Annotated in this window: 19 protein-coding genes and 1 tRNA gene; 18 read left to right on the forward strand and 2 right to left on the reverse strand. The window is 30.0% G+C overall.

Features of this window, described 5'->3' with window-relative positions; genetic code table 11:
• Window positions 1-10: 10 nt before the first annotated feature.
• Window positions 11-637 carry a LysE family translocator gene (locus tag ACQPUW_RS16485; protein WP_430838558.1) on the reverse strand — a complete coding sequence of 209 codons (627 nt, stop codon included), beginning with the start codon at window positions 635-637 and terminating at the stop codon, window positions 11-13.
• Window positions 638-800: 163 nt separating this feature from the next.
• Here ACQPUW_RS16485 and ACQPUW_RS16490 point away from each other — a divergent pair, with 163 nt between their 5' ends.
• The 16 genes from ACQPUW_RS16490 to ACQPUW_RS16565 all read left to right on the forward strand — a co-directional run bounded on the left by ACQPUW_RS16490 (window position 801) and on the right by ACQPUW_RS16565 (window position 14,040).
• The gene (locus tag ACQPUW_RS16490; RefSeq protein WP_204596491.1) at window positions 801-1,037 is read left to right on the forward strand and encodes a DUF3343 domain-containing protein; all 237 of its coding nucleotides are present in this window, start codon (window positions 801-803) and stop codon (window positions 1,035-1,037) included.
• A gap of 19 nt (window positions 1,038-1,056) precedes the next feature.
• Window positions 1,057-1,941: a mechanosensitive ion channel family protein gene (locus ACQPUW_RS16495; RefSeq protein ID WP_430838559.1), complete on the forward strand. Its 885-nt coding sequence runs from the start codon at window positions 1,057-1,059 to the stop codon at window positions 1,939-1,941.
• Window positions 1,942-1,958: 17 nt separating this feature from the next.
• Window positions 1,959-2,153 (forward strand): DUF951 domain-containing protein, encoded by a 195-nt coding sequence (locus ACQPUW_RS16500; RefSeq protein ID WP_221862232.1) that lies wholly within the window; start codon window positions 1,959-1,961, stop codon window positions 2,151-2,153.
• 102 nt (window positions 2,154-2,255) lie between these two features.
• Window positions 2,256-2,543 carry a 30S ribosomal protein S6 gene (rpsF, locus tag ACQPUW_RS16505; protein WP_204596510.1) on the forward strand — a complete coding sequence of 96 codons (288 nt, stop codon included), beginning with the start codon at window positions 2,256-2,258 and terminating at the stop codon, window positions 2,541-2,543.
• 16 nt (window positions 2,544-2,559) lie between these two features.
• Window positions 2,560-3,003 (forward strand): single-stranded DNA-binding protein, encoded by a 444-nt coding sequence (locus ACQPUW_RS16510; protein ID WP_204596494.1) that lies wholly within the window; start codon window positions 2,560-2,562, stop codon window positions 3,001-3,003.
• Window positions 3,004-3,028: 25 nt separating this feature from the next.
• Complete coding sequence (gene rpsR / locus ACQPUW_RS16515) at window positions 3,029-3,280, forward strand: 30S ribosomal protein S18 (protein ID WP_204596495.1); 252 nt, start codon at window positions 3,029-3,031, stop codon at window positions 3,278-3,280.
• A 138-nt stretch (window positions 3,281-3,418) separates the two neighbouring features.
• Window positions 3,419-3,739 (forward strand): MazG-like family protein, encoded by a 321-nt coding sequence (locus ACQPUW_RS16520; protein WP_204596496.1) that lies wholly within the window; start codon window positions 3,419-3,421, stop codon window positions 3,737-3,739.
• Window positions 3,740-3,760: 21 nt separating this feature from the next.
• Window positions 3,761-5,701, forward strand: coding sequence for a DHH family phosphoesterase (locus ACQPUW_RS16525; protein WP_430838560.1), 1,941 nt, complete (start codon window positions 3,761-3,763; stop codon window positions 5,699-5,701).
• Window position 5,702: 1 nt separating this feature from the next.
• Window positions 5,703-6,149, forward strand: a complete 447-nt coding sequence (rplI, locus tag ACQPUW_RS16530; RefSeq protein ID WP_430838561.1) for a 50S ribosomal protein L9 — start codon at window positions 5,703-5,705, stop codon at window positions 6,147-6,149.
• A 12-nt stretch (window positions 6,150-6,161) separates the two neighbouring features.
• Window positions 6,162-8,054: a Lon family ATP-dependent protease gene (gene lonC / locus ACQPUW_RS16535; protein ID WP_430838562.1), complete on the forward strand. Its 1,893-nt coding sequence runs from the start codon at window positions 6,162-6,164 to the stop codon at window positions 8,052-8,054.
• A 121-nt stretch (window positions 8,055-8,175) separates the two neighbouring features.
• A complete protein-coding gene (locus ACQPUW_RS16540; protein WP_204596500.1) occupies window positions 8,176-9,510 on the forward strand; it encodes a replicative DNA helicase in 1,335 nt (444 codons plus the stop codon).
• A gap of 97 nt (window positions 9,511-9,607) precedes the next feature.
• On the forward strand, window positions 9,608-10,408 hold the full coding sequence (gene proC, locus ACQPUW_RS16545) for a pyrroline-5-carboxylate reductase (RefSeq protein ID WP_430838563.1): 801 nt from the start codon (window positions 9,608-9,610) through the stop codon (window positions 10,406-10,408).
• Between the two features lie 476 nt (window positions 10,409-10,884).
• Window positions 10,885-12,171: an adenylosuccinate synthase gene (locus ACQPUW_RS16550; RefSeq protein ID WP_430838564.1), complete on the forward strand. Its 1,287-nt coding sequence runs from the start codon at window positions 10,885-10,887 to the stop codon at window positions 12,169-12,171.
• Window positions 12,172-12,266: 95 nt separating this feature from the next.
• Entirely contained in the window at window positions 12,267-12,461 is a 195-nt protein-coding gene (locus ACQPUW_RS16555) for a DUF1858 domain-containing protein (protein WP_430838565.1), read from the forward strand.
• A 162-nt stretch (window positions 12,462-12,623) separates the two neighbouring features.
• On the forward strand, window positions 12,624-13,184 hold the full coding sequence (locus ACQPUW_RS16560; protein WP_430838566.1) for a hypothetical protein: 561 nt from the start codon (window positions 12,624-12,626) through the stop codon (window positions 13,182-13,184).
• 100 nt (window positions 13,185-13,284) lie between these two features.
• Entirely contained in the window at window positions 13,285-14,040 is a 756-nt protein-coding gene (locus tag ACQPUW_RS16565) for an acyl-[acyl-carrier-protein] thioesterase (protein WP_430838567.1), read from the forward strand.
• A 57-nt stretch (window positions 14,041-14,097) separates the two neighbouring features.
• Here ACQPUW_RS16565 and ACQPUW_RS16570 read toward each other — a convergent pair whose 3' ends face one another.
• Complete coding sequence (locus ACQPUW_RS16570) at window positions 14,098-15,348, reverse strand: NAD(P)/FAD-dependent oxidoreductase (protein ID WP_430838568.1); 1,251 nt, start codon at window positions 15,346-15,348, stop codon at window positions 14,098-14,100.
• Window positions 15,349-15,444: 96 nt separating this feature from the next.
• On the opposite strand from ACQPUW_RS16570, the gene ACQPUW_RS16575 reads away from it, so the two are divergent.
• A complete protein-coding gene (locus ACQPUW_RS16575; RefSeq protein WP_430838569.1) occupies window positions 15,445-16,029 on the forward strand; it encodes a hypothetical protein in 585 nt (194 codons plus the stop codon).
• 153 nt (window positions 16,030-16,182) lie between these two features.
• Window positions 16,183-16,257 (forward strand) — tRNA-Glu (locus ACQPUW_RS16580).

The raw sequence follows: 16,257 nt of genomic DNA on the forward strand, positions 1-16,257 counted from the left end.
TCGACACCCTTTAACAAATTAATACATATATTCCATAAGAGATGAAACATATGCTTATTACATATAATACATAAGTCAAAAGCATAGAAGCAGTCTTATCAATATCTTTTTTCAATAGTTTTAATCCTTTTGATGCTAAGATATTTAGTATTGTAAACCAAGTAAGACTTCCAATTAACATAAATAAAAATGATGTGTAGAAGAATAGTCTACCATCTGATCTCCAGATACTAACTACTGTACCACTAAACGCCAACCAAAATGAGAATGTAACTGGATTAATAAATGTAATTATAAAGCCAGAAATAAATTCTCCAAGCTTTGGATTATTTAGTATTTTTGATGAGTTAGTATTATTTTTAGAATGCTTAGCAAAAAGAAATAATACTATACCAGATATAATCCAAAATACGCCTTTATAAGTTTTGTTATCCTCTAAAATCCTAAAGAGTCCTAAATTAATTATTATTAAGTAAGTATAATCAGCAAAAACTGCACCGATTGATACTTTAAATCCATGCCAAAATCCTTTACTTACTGAACGATTTATAGACTCTAATCCAGCAGGGCCAAGGGGAATAGATGCACAAAGTCCTGTAAAAAAGCCTATAAATCCTGCTCTCATAATATGAATCATAATGTTCTCCTTTAAAAATATAAATACATATTATCTAATTATAAATCAAATATAGATACAATTCATTAAGTTTACATAAAAAGACTATTATATTTCTTTATAAAATTTATAAAATATATATAATATAAACTATGAAAGATATTTTACAGAAGGGGAGATAAGAATGAAATATTACATAATAGTATTTAAAAATACCCATGATGCAATGACTGGAGAAAAAATTCTAAAAGAGAAAGAATATACATTTAGGATAATGCCAACTCCTACATCAATAACTCAAAGCTGTGGTATTTGTATAAGAATTGAAGATGAAGAGGAAATGAATAGAATAAAAGAAGAGAAATTTGAATATAAAAATATGTATTGTAAAGAAGGTTCAGAGTATAGAGAAATACAATAATTAAAAAGGGGGAAGATATATGGGTTATTTTCTATTTAATACATCATTTAGTAATAAAGATATATCATTTGGACCCATTACTATATCATCGGATAGTATAGATTTCTTAATAAAAAAATGCCTAACAGTAATTATTGTTATCTTTTTAATGTTTATAACCATTAAGATAGGAAATAGATTAATAAATAAGTTTGTTAAAAAACAAATTGAAAATCCAAACTCAAAATTAACTATGAGTCCTCAAAAGGCTAAGACTATAGGTGCAGTAATGCATAGTATACTTAAATATTCTGTTTATTTTATAGGAATAGCGATAATAATTTCAGATTTATTTAAGGGAATATCATTAACCTTTGCAAGCATTGGAGGATTTGCAGTAGGTTTTGGAGCACAGAGTTTAGTACAGGATCTTATAAATGGATTTTTTATATTATTTGAAGATCAATATGGTGTTGGTGATTATGTAACTATTGGTACATTTGAGGGAATAATAGATAGCATAGGAATAAGAACTACAATACTTAAGGATTTTAATGGAGATTTACATCTTATACCAAATGGTACTATAAAGGCAGTTACTAATCATTCTAGAAATAATATGAGGTTTATTGTTGATGTATCTATTGCCTACGAAGAAGATATAGATCACGCAATAGATATAATAGATAAAACATGCAAAGAATTCCAAGAAGAACATAAGGAAGAGATTCCGCAACCAATAGATATATGGGGAGTTACTAACTTAGGAGCTTCTGGAGTAAATATAAGAGTAGTTGGATTTAGTATACCTATGAAGCAATGGTCTATGGAAAGAAATCTTAGGAAGGCTATAAAGGAAGCATTAGATAAAGAAGGAATAGAAATTCCTTATAATAAAACTCAAATAATAATGAAAGAAGCATAATGAAGGGAGATATAAAATTGGTAGAGAATTTTGGTTTAGGTGATATAGTTGAAATGAAAAAACAACATCCTTGTGGTGAGAAAAATTTTGAAATTACAAGAATTGGCGCTGATGTAAAGATAAAATGTGTCGGATGTGGAAGAATTATCATGATACCAAGAAGTAAATTTCAAAAAGGTGCAAAAAAAATAGTTCAAAAAGCAGAAAGTTAACAAAAATCCTTGAAAAAGTAAATTTTTAATGTTAAAATTATAAATTGTAATCCCTGCTGTGCAAAGCACAGCCGTTTAGTCCGAGGGGAGGAGGTGAAAATGATGAGAAAGTACGAAACTATATTCATACAACACCCATCACTTGACGAAGAGGCTGTTAAAGCTAACATCGAAAAGTTCAAAGGTGTAATAGAAAATGGTGGAGGAACTGTAGATAACGTTGATGTTTGGGGTAAGAGAAAGCTTGCTTACGAAATCTCAAAAGTTAACGAAGGATACTATACATTAGTAGACTTTACAGCTAACCCAGAATTACCAAGAGAATTAGAAAGAATATTCAGAATCACTGACGGTGTTATGAGACACATCGTAGTAAGAAAAGAAGCGTAAGAGAGGTGATATTGTAATGAACAAAGTTATACTTTTAGGTAGACTTACAAAAGATCCTGAATTAAGATTTGCTGCAGGAAGCGGAAATGCTGTTACAAGATTTTCAATTGCTGTTACAAGACAATTCAAGAGAGATGAAGCTGACTTTATCAATTGCGTAGCCTTTGGAAAAACAGCTGAAACAATAGCACAATATCTTACAAAAGGTGGCCAAATTGCAATTACTGGTAACATTAGAACTGGTAGTTATGATGCACAAGACGGTTCAAAAAGATACACTACTGATGTAGTTGTTGAAAGCTTTGAATTTGTTGGTGGCGGAAAAGGCGGCAACAATACTGGATCATTTAATAATGATTTCGGTGGTAATAATTCTGATTATTCAAAACCATCAAATGATTCATTTGGCGGTTTTGACGATGATATGACTCCCGTTGATGACGGAGACATGCCATTTTAAATTTTCAAGGTAAGGAGGAAAAATCATGAGAGAAAACAACAACAGAAGATCTGGCGGAAGAATGAGAAGATCTAAGAGAAAAGTTTGCGCTTTTTGTGTTGAAAAAGCTGAATCAATAGACTACAAAGATGTGTCTAAGATCAGAAAGTACGTTACTGAAAGAGGAAAGATACTTCCAAGAAGAATTTCAGGAACATGTGCTAAGCATCAAAGACAAGTAACTGAGTCAATTAAGAGAGCTAGAAATGTAGCTTTATTACCATTCACAACTGAATAGTAATAAATTAAAGAGAGTAAAATAGAATTAAATTTCTATTTTACTCTCTTATTTTTTTGGGAAAAACTTTCATTTTCTTGCATTAGTAATAGAAAAAAACTAAAATATACATACAAGGGTATTTAAGAGGTGAGGTTTATGAAAAAGAATGATTTAAATATTATGGGTAACGTAAAGATTATTGAAAATTTAAAAGCTCAACTACTTAGAGTAATAGGTGATTTTTATACATTATTGACAAGAGGTAGTAATGTTGCAGAAGAAGCTATAGTTGAATGTATATCTGGTGCAATAATTATTTTATATGTACTGGGGGAAAAACTTGGTTATTCAGCGTCTAAAATTGATGATGAAATGAAAAATAAGCTTGATATTGGTATAAGAGCCGAAGATGAAGTTGAAAAAGAAGGAAAGAGTTTAAGTAAGCTTAAGGAGTATATTTCAAAGAGAAGAGACTAATAATTAAATAGGAGGCGTTTTATGAATGTAAAGTCGTTAATTATAAAACTCATAAAACCAGTTGGATTAATTTTAGCTTCTTTAATATTCTTTTTATTAGGTTATAACCAGATAGCGTTATTAATTGCAATAATATATTTTATAGATAATTTCTATCAATTAAATAATTATTGGAAAAAGGAAGAAAATATAAATCAGTTTACAAAAGATATAAATAAAGCAATAGAGGATAATGTAGCTAGTACATTACTACCTATAGCACTTATAACTGAAACTGGAATTATAAAATGGCATAATAATATTTTTAATGAATTAGAACCTAAAAAGAATTTTATTGGAGAAAGTATACTTAGTATTGCAAGAGATCTTAATCTAGATAAAATAATAAAAGCAGATAAAGATTTACATCAAAGATTAAAGTTAAATGGAAGACTCTATGATGTTTATAGTACTAAAATACTTAGAAGAGATGAGCAATTATTTTTAGTATACTTTAATGATATAAGTGAGTTTATAGGATTAGATATAACAAAAGAAAGTATAATGCTTATAGAGGTTGATAATTTCAACGAAGCTTTAGATACAACTGATGAGCCTAATAAACCTTTAGTAATTGCAGAAATCGATAGAGAGATAAATTCATATGCATATGGGTTAGAGGCAATGATAAAAAAATACCAACGGAATATGTATGTTGTATCTGTACAAGATAAATACATAGATGAAGAGATAAATAATAACTTTAAGATATTAGATAGAATATCTAAGATAAATAAAGGTAATAAGTTAGAGATAACTCTCAGCATAGGTGTTGGAAGAGGTGGAATTTCACCACTTGAAAATTATAATTATGCTACAGTTGGTAAAGAACTTGCTCTAGGAAGAGGTGGAGATCAAGTTGTTGTAAAAAGTAGCGATGAAGTTAAGATATTTGGTGGAAATAGTAAAGAGATAGAGAAAAGAACTAGAGTTAGAGCGAGAGTTGTATCTCATGCTTTAAAAGAACTTATATATGAAAGTAATAAAGTATTTATAATGGGTCATAAAAATCCAGACATGGACTGCTTTGGAGCAGCTGTTGGACTTTCAAGTACAATAAAACAACTTGGAAAATCATGTAGCATCATTCTAGATAAAGATGTTGGAGCTATAGAATATTACCTAAGAGAATTGAAAAGTGATTCAAAATATGCTAATCTATTTGAAACATCAGAAGAAGCTATGAAGAAGATAGATGATGAGTCATTATTAATAATTGTAGATGTACACAACAAGAATTATGTTAATAATTTAAAGCTTGTTGAAAAAACAAAAAGAAAAGTCATAATAGATCATCACAGAAGAAGTGCTGATATAATAGAAGACACTTTGCTTAATTATATAGAAGTTTATGCATCATCTACTTGCGAGATGATAACAGAAGTAATTCAATATATGAATGATAAGCCACATCTTACAAAGCTTGAAGCTGAAGGGCTACTTGCTGGTATTTATATGGATACTAAAGGTTTTTCATTTAAAACAGGTGTAAGAACTTTTGATGCTGCATCATTTTTAAAGAACACAGGTGCAGAAACTACAGAAGTTAAAAAGATGTTTACTGATAACTTAACAGATTTTATACAAATTGCTGATATAATAAAATCAGCAAAGATTCATGATAAAATTGCAATTGCTACATGTCCGCCTAATGTTACGGACACTGTTATAATTGCAAAATCAGCAGATGAATTGTTAAATATATCAGGTATTTTAGCGAGCTTTGTTCTGGCAAACATCAACGGTGACACTTATATAAGTGCTAGATCAATTGGAGAGATTAATGTCCAAATTGTACTAGAAGCTTTAGGTGGTGGTGGCCATATGAATATGGCAGGAGCTAAAGTATCAAATAAATCAATAGATGAAGTCTTGATAGATTTAAAAGATGTAATGAAAAAATACTTAAGGGTGGGTGAATAAAATGAAAGTAATTTTATTAAAAGACGATAAGAAACTAGGAAAAAAAGGTGATGTTATTAATGCATCAGATGGATATGCAAGAAATTTCTTGTTCCCAAAGAACATAGCTAAGGAAGCTACAGAAAGCAATCTACACATTTTAAACAACCAAAAAGAAAATGAAAGAAAGCAAAAGCTTGCAGAACTTGAAGCAGCTCAAAAATTAGCAGCTGATTTAAAGGGAAAAGAAATAAAAATTGAAGGAAAATCTGGAGATAACGGAAAGTTATTCGGAGCTATTACTAGCAAAGAAGTTGCAAAGAAGATAAAAGAATTATATAAGATAGATATTGATAAGAAGAAGATAGTTATGGACACAATAAAAGTAGCTGGAGGATATGAAATAGAAGTTAAATTATATCCTGAAGTATCAACAAAGATGAAAGTTATAATTGTTCCACAAGCTTAAGGAGGAATAGTATTGAAATTACGTGAGGAAATTGGTTTCCTGCAGGATGTAATTAAAGGAGATTTACCTCAAGAATCTCAAATAAATGTTCTATTTGACATATTAAAGAATGTATTAGATGAAGGTGCTATAAGAGCTAGAACTATAAGATTTAAATTAAAAAATCAAGTAAGTTCAACAAAACTTACTGAAAGAGCATATGCATTAAATATGATAGCTTCAGATGGAGCAGGAATAGAAGTTGTTCCACCAGAAGATAAAATTGATGAAGTTCTTGAAGATACTGTAGTTTGGATTTCAGAAGAAATAGCTAAAAAGTATGTACAAAACCAAATAGAGTCAAAAGTAGAAAAGGCAATAATGGAAAAGCAAGAAAAATACATCGATGAGATGAGACTATCCATTATGAAGAAAGAAAAAGGCAGCGAAAACCAAAAAACAAAGAAAAAATATGAGGAACTTAAAGAATTAGATTCAAGAGTAACTAGTAAGAATATAATGAGTTTTTTAAGACCTGAAACTTTAGATGAAATAGTAGGTCAAGAAAGAGCTATAAAATCATTAATATCAAAGTTATCATCTCCGTATCCTCAACATATAATCCTTTATGGACCTCCAGGGGTTGGTAAAACTACTGCAGCTAGAATTGCATTAAAGGCAGCTAAAGAACTAAACTTTACTCCATTTGATGACAAATCAAAGTTTGTTGAAGTAGATGGTACAACTTTAAGATGGGATCCAAGAGAGATTACAAATCCTTTATTAGGATCAGTTCATGACCCTATATATCAAGGTAGTAAAAGAGATTTAGCAGATATAGGTGTACCAGAACCAAAGCCAGGTTTAGTTACTGAAGCTCATGGTGGAGTATTATTTATAGATGAAATAGGAGAACTTGATAATATACTTCAAAATAAGTTACTTAAAGTATTAGAAGATAAGAGAGTTGAATTCTCATCATCATACTACGATCCAGATGATGATAAAACTCCAAAGTATATAAAGTATTTATTTGATAATGGAGCTCCAGCAGATTTTGTTTTAATTGGAGCAACAACAAGAGAGCCAGGAGAAATAAACCCTGCACTTAGATCAAGATGTACTGAAGTTTACTTCGAGCCGTTATCTGTTAAAGATATTGAAGATATAGTAAAAAATGCTGCAAGAAAGCTTGGAGTTTCACTTGAAAAGGATGTTCCAGAATATATAAGCAGATTTACTATAGAAGGAAGAAAGGCCGTAAATATACTTACAGATGCATATGGTTATGCTTTATACAAGAGAAAGGCTATACCAAAGAAACTTAAGATAACATTAAAGGATGTTGAAGAGGTAATTTCTATAGGAAGATATACTCCTTTTGAAAGAGTTAATGATAATTCAAATTATGAGGTAGGTCATATACATGGCTTAGGAGTAAGTGGATTTATTGGATCAACAATAGAAATTGAAGCTGCTGCTTTCCCTGCAAAGAAAAAAGGTGCAGGTACAGTTAGATTTAATGAAACTGCTGGAAGCATGGCAAAGGATTCAGTTTATAATGCAGCATCTGTAATAAGAAAAATTACAGATAAAGATATAAAAGATTATGATATACATGTAAATGTTATTGGTGGCGGAAAGATAGATGGACCATCTGCAGGAGCTGCTATAACAGTATGTATAATAAGTGCATTATTAGAAAAACCTTTAAGACAAGATGTTGCTATTACCGGGGAAATATCTTTAAGAGGAACAGTTAAGCCTGTTGGTGGAATATTTGAAAAAATCTATGGTGCAAGAAGAAAAGGAATTAAACTTGCTATTGTACCAGAAGATAACAAAAATGAAGTTCCACAAGGATTAACAGATATAGAAGTTAAACCAGTTAGCACAATTGAAGAAGTTATGAATTTAGTTTTCTAAATTAGTAAAGTAAAGAAGATGGTTACCATCTTCTTTGTTTTTTTAGAAATAATAACTTGTTTTTTTAATGATAATAATTTGATATAATATGAGAAGATAATGTTTGGAAGGAGGTACATGAATGGAAACAACCGTTAATAGAACGCTACCACAGAGTATAGAAGCAGAACAATCAGTAATAGGATCTATGATTATAGATAGAAGTGCAATAGCTCAAGCGGCAGAAGGATTGGACGAAGAAGATTTTTATAGAGATAGTCATAAAGTATTATTTAAAAGCATTATTGATATGTTTAAAAGAGATATGGCAGTTGACTTAGTTACTGTGTTAGAACATTTAAAAGCTACTGATACTCTTGAAAGAGCTGGTGGTGTTACATATGTAACAGAAATAACATCCTCTGTACCAACAACAGCGAACCTCGCATCATATATACAGATAGTTCAGGAGAAATCAACTCTTAGAAAGCTTATAAAGGCTTCTACTTCAATTATCGAAGAAAGTTATAATAAGCAGGGTGAAGTTGAAAATGTATTAGATGCGGCTGAGAAGAGAATATTTGATATAGCAGAAAAAAGAACTACAAGTGACTTTGAGCCATTAAATCAAGTTCTTGAAAGAGGATTTATTGAAATAGAAAGACTATTCAATAACAAAGGTGAAATAACAGGTGTAGGATCTGGATTCATGGATTTAGATGCTAAAACATCAGGTTTCCAAAAAGGTGATATGGTACTAATTGCAGCAAGACCATCTATGGGTAAAACAACATTTGCATTAAATATTGCAGAACATGTTGCCCTTAGGGAAGGTAAAAGTGTAGTAGTATTTTCACTGGAAATGTCAAAGGAGCAATTAGCATATAAGTTATTATGTTCAGAAGCGAATGTTGATATGTTAAAGCTTAGAACAGGTGCGTTAGATGATAAGGATTGGGAAAACATCGCAAGGGCAACAGGGCCTTTATCTAAAGCTAGAATATATATAGATGACACTGCAGGGGTTTCCGTAATGGAGATGAGATCTAAATGCAGAAGACTTAAAATGGAGTATGGTATAGATTTAATACTAATTGACTACCTTCAACTTATGTCAGGGTCATCATCAGAGAGTAGACAACAAGAAGTATCAGAGATATCAAGATCTATAAAAGCATTAGCTAAGGAAATGGAATGCCCAGTAATAGCGTTATCACAGTTATCACGTGCACCTGAGCAAAGAGCTGACCATAGACCGATGCTTTCTGACCTTAGAGAGTCAGGATCAATTGAGCAGGATGCCGACCTTGTTATGTTCTTATATAGAGATGAGTACTATAACAAGGAAACAGAAGAAAAGAATGTCGGCGAATGTATTATAGCTAAGCAAAGAAACGGTCCAGTTGGAACTGTTAAACTTGCATGGCTTGGTCAATTCAGTAAATTTGGTAATCTCGATTCAATACATCAAGAATAATATTATAAAGTAAATTTTAGAAACTCGCCGAAATAAGATGGTGAGTTTCTTTGTATAAGTAATAAATTTATAAAGGTTAATATAAGGAGGTCTTTAAATGAGTAAAAAGATAGGTTTTATAGGATGCGGAAATATGGGAAGTTCAATGCTTGGAGGATTAATAAATAAGAACTTTGCAAAGAAAGAAGATATTATAGTTTCAACTAGAAGTGAAGAATCTAAAGAAAGATTAGAAAGCAAATATGGAGTTTTAGGTGCATTAAAAAATATAGATGTTGTAAATAAGTCAGATATATTAATACTTGCGGTTAAGCCATATATGTATAAAGATGTATTAAATGAAGTAAAATCATCCCTAAGAAAAGATCAAATCATAATAAGTATCGCAGCTGGAATAGATTTATGTGATTTACATGAAATGATTGGAGAGGACTTTAAAATAGTTAAGACAATGCCAAATACTCCAGCTTTAGTAGGAGAGGGAATGTCTGCTATATGTCCAAATAAGAATGTTGATAAATATGAATTAAACTATGTATGTAGTATGTTTGAGGCATTTGGAAGTTATGAAATACTAGACGAGAAAGACTTCCATGCATTTATAGCTCTATGTGGATCATCACCAGCTTATGTGTTTATGTTTATAGAAGCTATGGCAGATGGAGCTGTTAAACTTGGAATACCAAGAAATAAAGCATATAAAATGGCAGCACAAAGTGTACTTGGATCTACTAAGATGGTACTAGAAACAAAGGAGCATCCAGGGGTATTAAAAGATATGGTATGTTCACCAGGTGGTACAACTATAGAGGCTGTATGTGAACTTGAAGATAAAGGTTTTAGAAATGCAATAATTAAAGCTATGGATAAGTGTGCAGAAAAATCAAAGAGCATGTAATATAATATAAAAATTTTTTTTATATTAATGTTGACAAATAGATCAGGATTATATATACTAAGGTTAGTGATAATCAATATCAATTAGGAAATGCGTAAGATAGTTGAATTGGTTGCCAAACTGGACACACACACATAAAACACACACACAAACATTAACTAAAAACTCCTCTTAATTATTAAAAATTAAGGAAAAAAAGCCTTAGAGGCCACAGCTCTAAGGCTTTTTTTTTACCATTTTAAAAGTTATATTTAAATATTATACGAATTATTTATTAATTTTATAGAAAAACATTCGATAATATGTTGATTAATATCTTCCAGTTTGTTACTATAATTAATGGAGATTATAAAAATCCAAATAAATTTTATATTATTTTATGTTATTTTAAAAATTAATGTAAATAATAAAATTGTAAAAATAACTCCATAAATTTAAGAGAAAATTAGATTAGTAATCTAAAGGAGGCAAATAATATGTCAGCATTTATAGTAATAGGAGCTCAATGGGGAGACGAAGGAAAAGGAAAGATGACAGACTATCTTGCAGAAGATGCAGATGTTGTTGTTAGATTCCAAGGAGGAAACAATGCAGGTCATACTGTAGTAGTTGGAGATAAGGAATATAAGCTTAGATTAATACCTTCAGGAATACTATATGATGATAAGACAAATGTTATTGGAAACGGAGTAGTTGTTGATCCAAAAGCATTATTTGAAGAAATAGAATATTTAGAAGGTGTTGGAGTTAAAGTAACACCAGAAAAGTTAATAATAAGTGATAGAGCACAACTAATAATGCCATATCATAAGGTATTAGATAAGTTAAAGGAAAAAGCAAGAGGAAAAAATGATATTGGTACAACTGGAAGAGGAATTGGACCTTGTTATACAGATAAATTTGAAAGATGTGGTATAAGAGTTTGTGATCTTATGCACGAAAATGTATTTACAGAAAAATTAAGAGAAAATATAGAGGCAAAAAATGCTTATATAACAAAAGTATTAGGTGGAGAAGCTTTAAATTTTGATGAAATACTTAAAGAATATCTTGAATTAGCTAAGAAATTAAGACCATTTGTTACTGATACTTCAGTTAAGGTTTATGATGCTATAAAAGCAGATAAAAATGTATTATTTGAAGGTGCACAAGGAATGCTTCTTGATATAGATTATGGTACATATCCATATGTAACATCATCAAATACAACAGCAGGTGGAGTAGCAGCAGGTTCAGGTATAGGACCAAGAATGATTACTAATGCCGTAGGTATAGCTAAAGCTTATACTACAAGAGTTGGTAAAGGACCTTTCCCAACAGAATTAGATAATGAAGTTGGTGAATGGATAAGAGAAAAGGGACATGAATACGGAGTTAATACTGGAAGATCAAGAAGATGCGGATGGCTTGATCTTGTAATACTAAAGACTTCAGTAAGAGTTAGTGGATTAACTTCCCTTGCAGTAACTAAAATAGATACATTAGCTGGATTAGATAAGATTAAAGTTTGTGTTGGATACAAATTCAATGGAGAAATCATTGATTACTTCCCAGCAAGCTTAGAAGATCTTGCTATGTGTGAACCTGTATATGAAGAATTTGATGGCTGGGATGAAAGTGTAGCAGATGCTAGAAGTTACGATGAACTTCCAGAGAATGCTAAGAAATATATCGAAAGAATAGAAGAGTTAACAGATACGAGAGTATCAATAGTTTCAGTTGGTCCAAAGAGAGATCAAACTATGAGAGTTAAAGAAATTTAATTCCGACTAGTTGACTTGACTTTAATAATTGTATAAAATATAATCTTTTTATAGATGATAATTATGTAGATAAAATTATTAAAGAGGTGAATTATATGATAACTAAAGATATGACAATCGGACAAATCATTCATGAAGATCCAACAAGAGCAGAAGTATTAATGGCTTTTGGAATGGGTTGCGTTGGATGTCCATCAGCTCAAGCAGAAACATTAGAAGAAGCAGCTGCTGTTCATGGATTAAACTTAGAAGCTTTAATAAGCGCTTTAAACAATAAAGCTGAATATTAATAGAACGTAAATATTTGGGCAGATGATTAGGAACTTAATAATCTGCCCTTTTTTATATTTCCTTAGTAACATTAATTAAGTTATGTATAACTTTTAAGAATAATAAATTATATATCAGAATATATTCATAGTACAAATTTGATTAATGTGAGGGATAATAATATGTTATATAAGAAGTATAGAAATAAAGAAGAATATGATAGTACTGAGTCCTTAAACCAAGACAAGGCAAGTAAAAGAATAAATAAGTATATAGATTTAAGAAAGAGTGATTTTAACTTTATAGATAATATGAGCTTTAAGCAAACAGTTTTACTTGGAATATTAACTTTAGTTATTTTAATATTAGCAAATTCAGCAGTAGCTATCTATGGAAATTTTTATGGCAATAATATTGAATCTATTATGTGGACAGCTATATTTGAATCACTAGCATTAGGGATTATATCAACATTTATATTTATATTTGCAGGAGATGACGCAAGAGGCCGTTATGGCTATTTAGGATGCATTAAGATAACTGTAGTAGTATCTTTAATAAGAGGAGTGTTTGAGCTTGTAGGAAGTGGCATAACAGGTCTTATGCCTAGTATGAGCAGAATGCTATTTATATTAGCAATGTTAGCATTCCAAGTTGTGACATATATGATATTTAAAAATAAAAATATCATATATGGTAAAAAGGCCATACTAGTAATATTACTACTAACTCTATTCATATGATTAATATTTTGTAAAAATTGGTCTAGCCACATGGCAAGAGGATAGCAAATTTATATAAATTAAGATAGGATTATAATAGAGTAAATTTTGAGGTGAGCAAATGATTAAGGATTATACAAAACAGTATGAAGTAATGTATAGAGATGCAAATTACAAATTAAAATGTAAATTATCAACAATAGTTGATCTTTTCTGTGATGTTGGAAATCTTCATGCAGAAGCAGTAGGCGATACTATAGAGTTTCAATTATCTCATGGATGTGCATGGGTATTTTATAAGTATGATATAAAAGTTCATAGATATCCTAAATATAGAGACAAGATTTATGTCACTACAATGCCAGTAGGATTTAAAAAGTTCTATGCGTTTAGAAAATATCTAATAAAGAGTGAAGATGGAGAGCTACTTGCTGAAGCTACTGCATTATTTTTCTTCATAAATATAGAGAAAAGAAGACCAGCAAGAATACTTAAGGAACAATATGAAATCTATGGCGAAGATGGGGATATGGAAGTAGCTATAGATATGGAAAAGATAAAAAAGATGGAGAGGGAAGATCATTATAAAGAGTTCCAAATAAGATATAGTGATATAGACTCCAATACTCATGTAAATAATGTTAAGTATATTGAATGGGCTATAGAGTCTGTACCTATAGAAGTTATTAAAGGTTATGAAATAAGTAGAATAAAAATAGTATTTGAGAGAGAGACTACTTATGGAAATAGAATTCATGTATCAGCAGAAGTTAGAGAAGAAGAGGACGGATTAGTTACATTACATAGAATTACGAACCTAGAAGGTGATGAGTTAACATTATTAGAAGCTCACTGGAGAAGGGTAGAAAATAATTAAAATTTTAAAAAATCGGCTACCACTTACGTGGTAGCCGATTTATTTTTAGTACAAAAACTAATGTTTACTTTTTGCTATTGAATTTGCTACAAGGTATGCAGAGCTCCAAGCCCATTGAAGATTAAATCCTCCACAGTCACCATCAACATCTAAAATTTCACCAGCAAAATAAAGTCCTTTTACTATCTTAGATTCAAGGGTATTCATATCTACTTCTTTAGTATTAACTCCACCGACAGTAACCTGAGCGCTCTGGAATTCTTTAGTACCAATACACTTGAATCTCCAATCCTTAAGTCTATTTATAAGCTCATTTTGATATTGCCAATCTAAGTCATAACAAGGCACATGAATATTATCAATTCCTATATCTTTAAGAAGAATAGGAACAAGTTTTTTATTAAGAACTCCAATTAATGAATTTGAAATACTTCTATGTGAAAACATTGATAGATGCCCATAAATAAAGTTACTAACATCTTCTAAAGATTTGTTTTCCATCATATCAATTTTTATCCACACATCATCATGATTACTTAAACATCTAGAAGCTGTGGATGAAAGTTGAAGAATTGGAGGCCCTGATATTCCGTAATCTGTGAATAAAATTTCGCCACTAACTTCTCTAATAATTTTATTATTAGAAATAAGAGATACTTTTCCATCAAACTTAATTCCGGATAAGCCCTTAAGCTTTGGATAATCAAGCTTAAGCTGAACTATTCCAGGCATTAATTTAGTTATTGAATGCCCTAGGTTTTCTGCAAGTTTATGGCCAGATCCATCTGATCCAGTTTTAACTGCTGATTTTCCTCCACAACAAAGTAAAAGTTTTTCACAACTAAACTCTTTAAATTCATCATTACTTGTGGATAATTTAAATTTATTCTTCTTGTGGATAGTTTTTACTTTGCAATCTGTGTATAAAGGGATATTTCTATCTTCTATAGCAAATCTAAAAATATCCACAACTGATGAAGCTTGAAGTGACTGTGGATAAAGTTTATTATTTTCAAGTTCCACTATAGGTAATCCTATAGATAAAAAGAAATTTCTTGTATCCTCTATTGAAAAACTATTTAATGCATTTATAAAAAAATCTTTATTTGAACTATGATAATTTTTGAAAGGATAAGATATAGAACAATTTGAAATATTACATCTTCCATTACCAGTAGTAAGAATCTTCTTACCAACTCTATCTGTTCCCTCTACTATAGCAACATCTAATCCAAGATCTTTAGCTAAAATTGCTGCCATAAGTCCTGAAGCACCGCCACCAACTATTATTAAATCATGATATATCATATTTAAAATCTTCTCCTTAATATATATTTTAAATAGATTCTACCACAGTAATAATTTTCGTTAAAGGAAGGAATATTAAATAGTGAGGTGGACAAAATGAGAGTTATTATAAAAAATAAAGAATTAGAAGATTATAATAAAGAATTTAAGGTAAGAAGGATTAATTATGATAAAGTTTTAGTTATATATCCAAACGTTGAGAACCTAAAAGAATTTTACAATATAGATGTAGAAATAATTCCAGAAAATAATTTAGATAAGTTTTTAATGCAAAATAAGGAGTTATTAAAAATAAAACTTAAGAGAGGAATATCAGTATTTTTATATAAAGCACTTTTAGAGGAGATAAAGATTAATTGCAATGAAGACATAGAAGATATAAATTTATTAATGGATAATTACTTTGTAAATAAGAATAACATTTGGGAAAAAAATCTTTTATTAGTAGTAAACAAAAAATATCCATTAAAAATATCAGCTTCAGGAAGAAAATTTAATAGAAAAAATTATAATTTAAAGACAGAAGTATTATTTAGAGAAGAATTTATTAACATATGCACTAAAGAAATTTATAAAATAAAAAAAGATATTGAAAAAAAAGAAAAGCTTTTATCAAAATATGATGAGGCTATTAAAAACCTTGATAAATCAAAGGATAAAGCATGTTTTATTACAGAATAAAATCAAGAAAATTATTGTATTAGGAATAAAAAATAAAAAAAATAAAAATTTATTTTGAAAAAGTGTTGACACTTAAATTGATTTTATGTAATATAGTCTATGTGATTAGCGCCAATAAACGAAAGCGCGAGGCACAGATAAGTTTCTTAACATGGCTCCTTGGTCAAGCGGTTAAGACACCACCCTTTCACGGTGGTAACAGGGGTTCGATTCCCCTAGGAGTCACCA

The organism is Clostridium sardiniense (genome assembly GCF_050584765.1).
Classification (GTDB): Bacteria; Bacillota; Clostridia; order Clostridiales; family Clostridiaceae; genus Clostridium; species Clostridium sardiniense_A.

Excerpts from the sequence above, each read along its gene's own strand:
- ACQPUW_RS16485 (WP_430838558.1), bottom strand. The coding sequence starts at position 637 with ATGATTCATATTATGAGAGCAGGATTTATAGGCTTTTTTACAGGACTT.
- ACQPUW_RS16490 (WP_204596491.1), top strand. The coding sequence starts at position 801 with ATGAAATATTACATAATAGTATTTAAAAATACCCATGATGCAATGACT.
- ACQPUW_RS16495 (WP_430838559.1), top strand. The coding sequence starts at position 1,057 with ATGGGTTATTTTCTATTTAATACATCATTTAGTAATAAAGATATATCA.
- rpsF (WP_204596510.1), top strand. The coding sequence starts at position 2,256 with ATGAGAAAGTACGAAACTATATTCATACAACACCCATCACTTGACGAA.
- ACQPUW_RS16510 (WP_204596494.1), top strand. The coding sequence starts at position 2,560 with ATGAACAAAGTTATACTTTTAGGTAGACTTACAAAAGATCCTGAATTA.
- rpsR (WP_204596495.1), top strand. The coding sequence starts at position 3,029 with ATGAGAGAAAACAACAACAGAAGATCTGGCGGAAGAATGAGAAGATCT.
- ACQPUW_RS16520 (WP_204596496.1), top strand. The coding sequence starts at position 3,419 with ATGAAAAAGAATGATTTAAATATTATGGGTAACGTAAAGATTATTGAA.
- ACQPUW_RS16525 (WP_430838560.1), top strand. The coding sequence starts at position 3,761 with ATGAATGTAAAGTCGTTAATTATAAAACTCATAAAACCAGTTGGATTA.
- rplI (WP_430838561.1), top strand. The coding sequence starts at position 5,703 with ATGAAAGTAATTTTATTAAAAGACGATAAGAAACTAGGAAAAAAAGGT.
- ACQPUW_RS16540 (WP_204596500.1), top strand. The coding sequence starts at position 8,176 with ATGGAAACAACCGTTAATAGAACGCTACCACAGAGTATAGAAGCAGAA.
- proC (WP_430838563.1), top strand. The coding sequence starts at position 9,608 with ATGAGTAAAAAGATAGGTTTTATAGGATGCGGAAATATGGGAAGTTCA.
- ACQPUW_RS16550 (WP_430838564.1), top strand. The coding sequence starts at position 10,885 with ATGTCAGCATTTATAGTAATAGGAGCTCAATGGGGAGACGAAGGAAAA.
- ACQPUW_RS16555 (WP_430838565.1), top strand. The coding sequence starts at position 12,267 with ATGATAACTAAAGATATGACAATCGGACAAATCATTCATGAAGATCCA.
- ACQPUW_RS16560 (WP_430838566.1), top strand. The coding sequence starts at position 12,624 with ATGTTATATAAGAAGTATAGAAATAAAGAAGAATATGATAGTACTGAG.
- ACQPUW_RS16565 (WP_430838567.1), top strand. The coding sequence starts at position 13,285 with ATGATTAAGGATTATACAAAACAGTATGAAGTAATGTATAGAGATGCA.
- ACQPUW_RS16570 (WP_430838568.1), bottom strand. The coding sequence starts at position 15,348 with ATGATATATCATGATTTAATAATAGTTGGTGGCGGTGCTTCAGGACTT.
- ACQPUW_RS16575 (WP_430838569.1), top strand. The coding sequence starts at position 15,445 with ATGAGAGTTATTATAAAAAATAAAGAATTAGAAGATTATAATAAAGAA.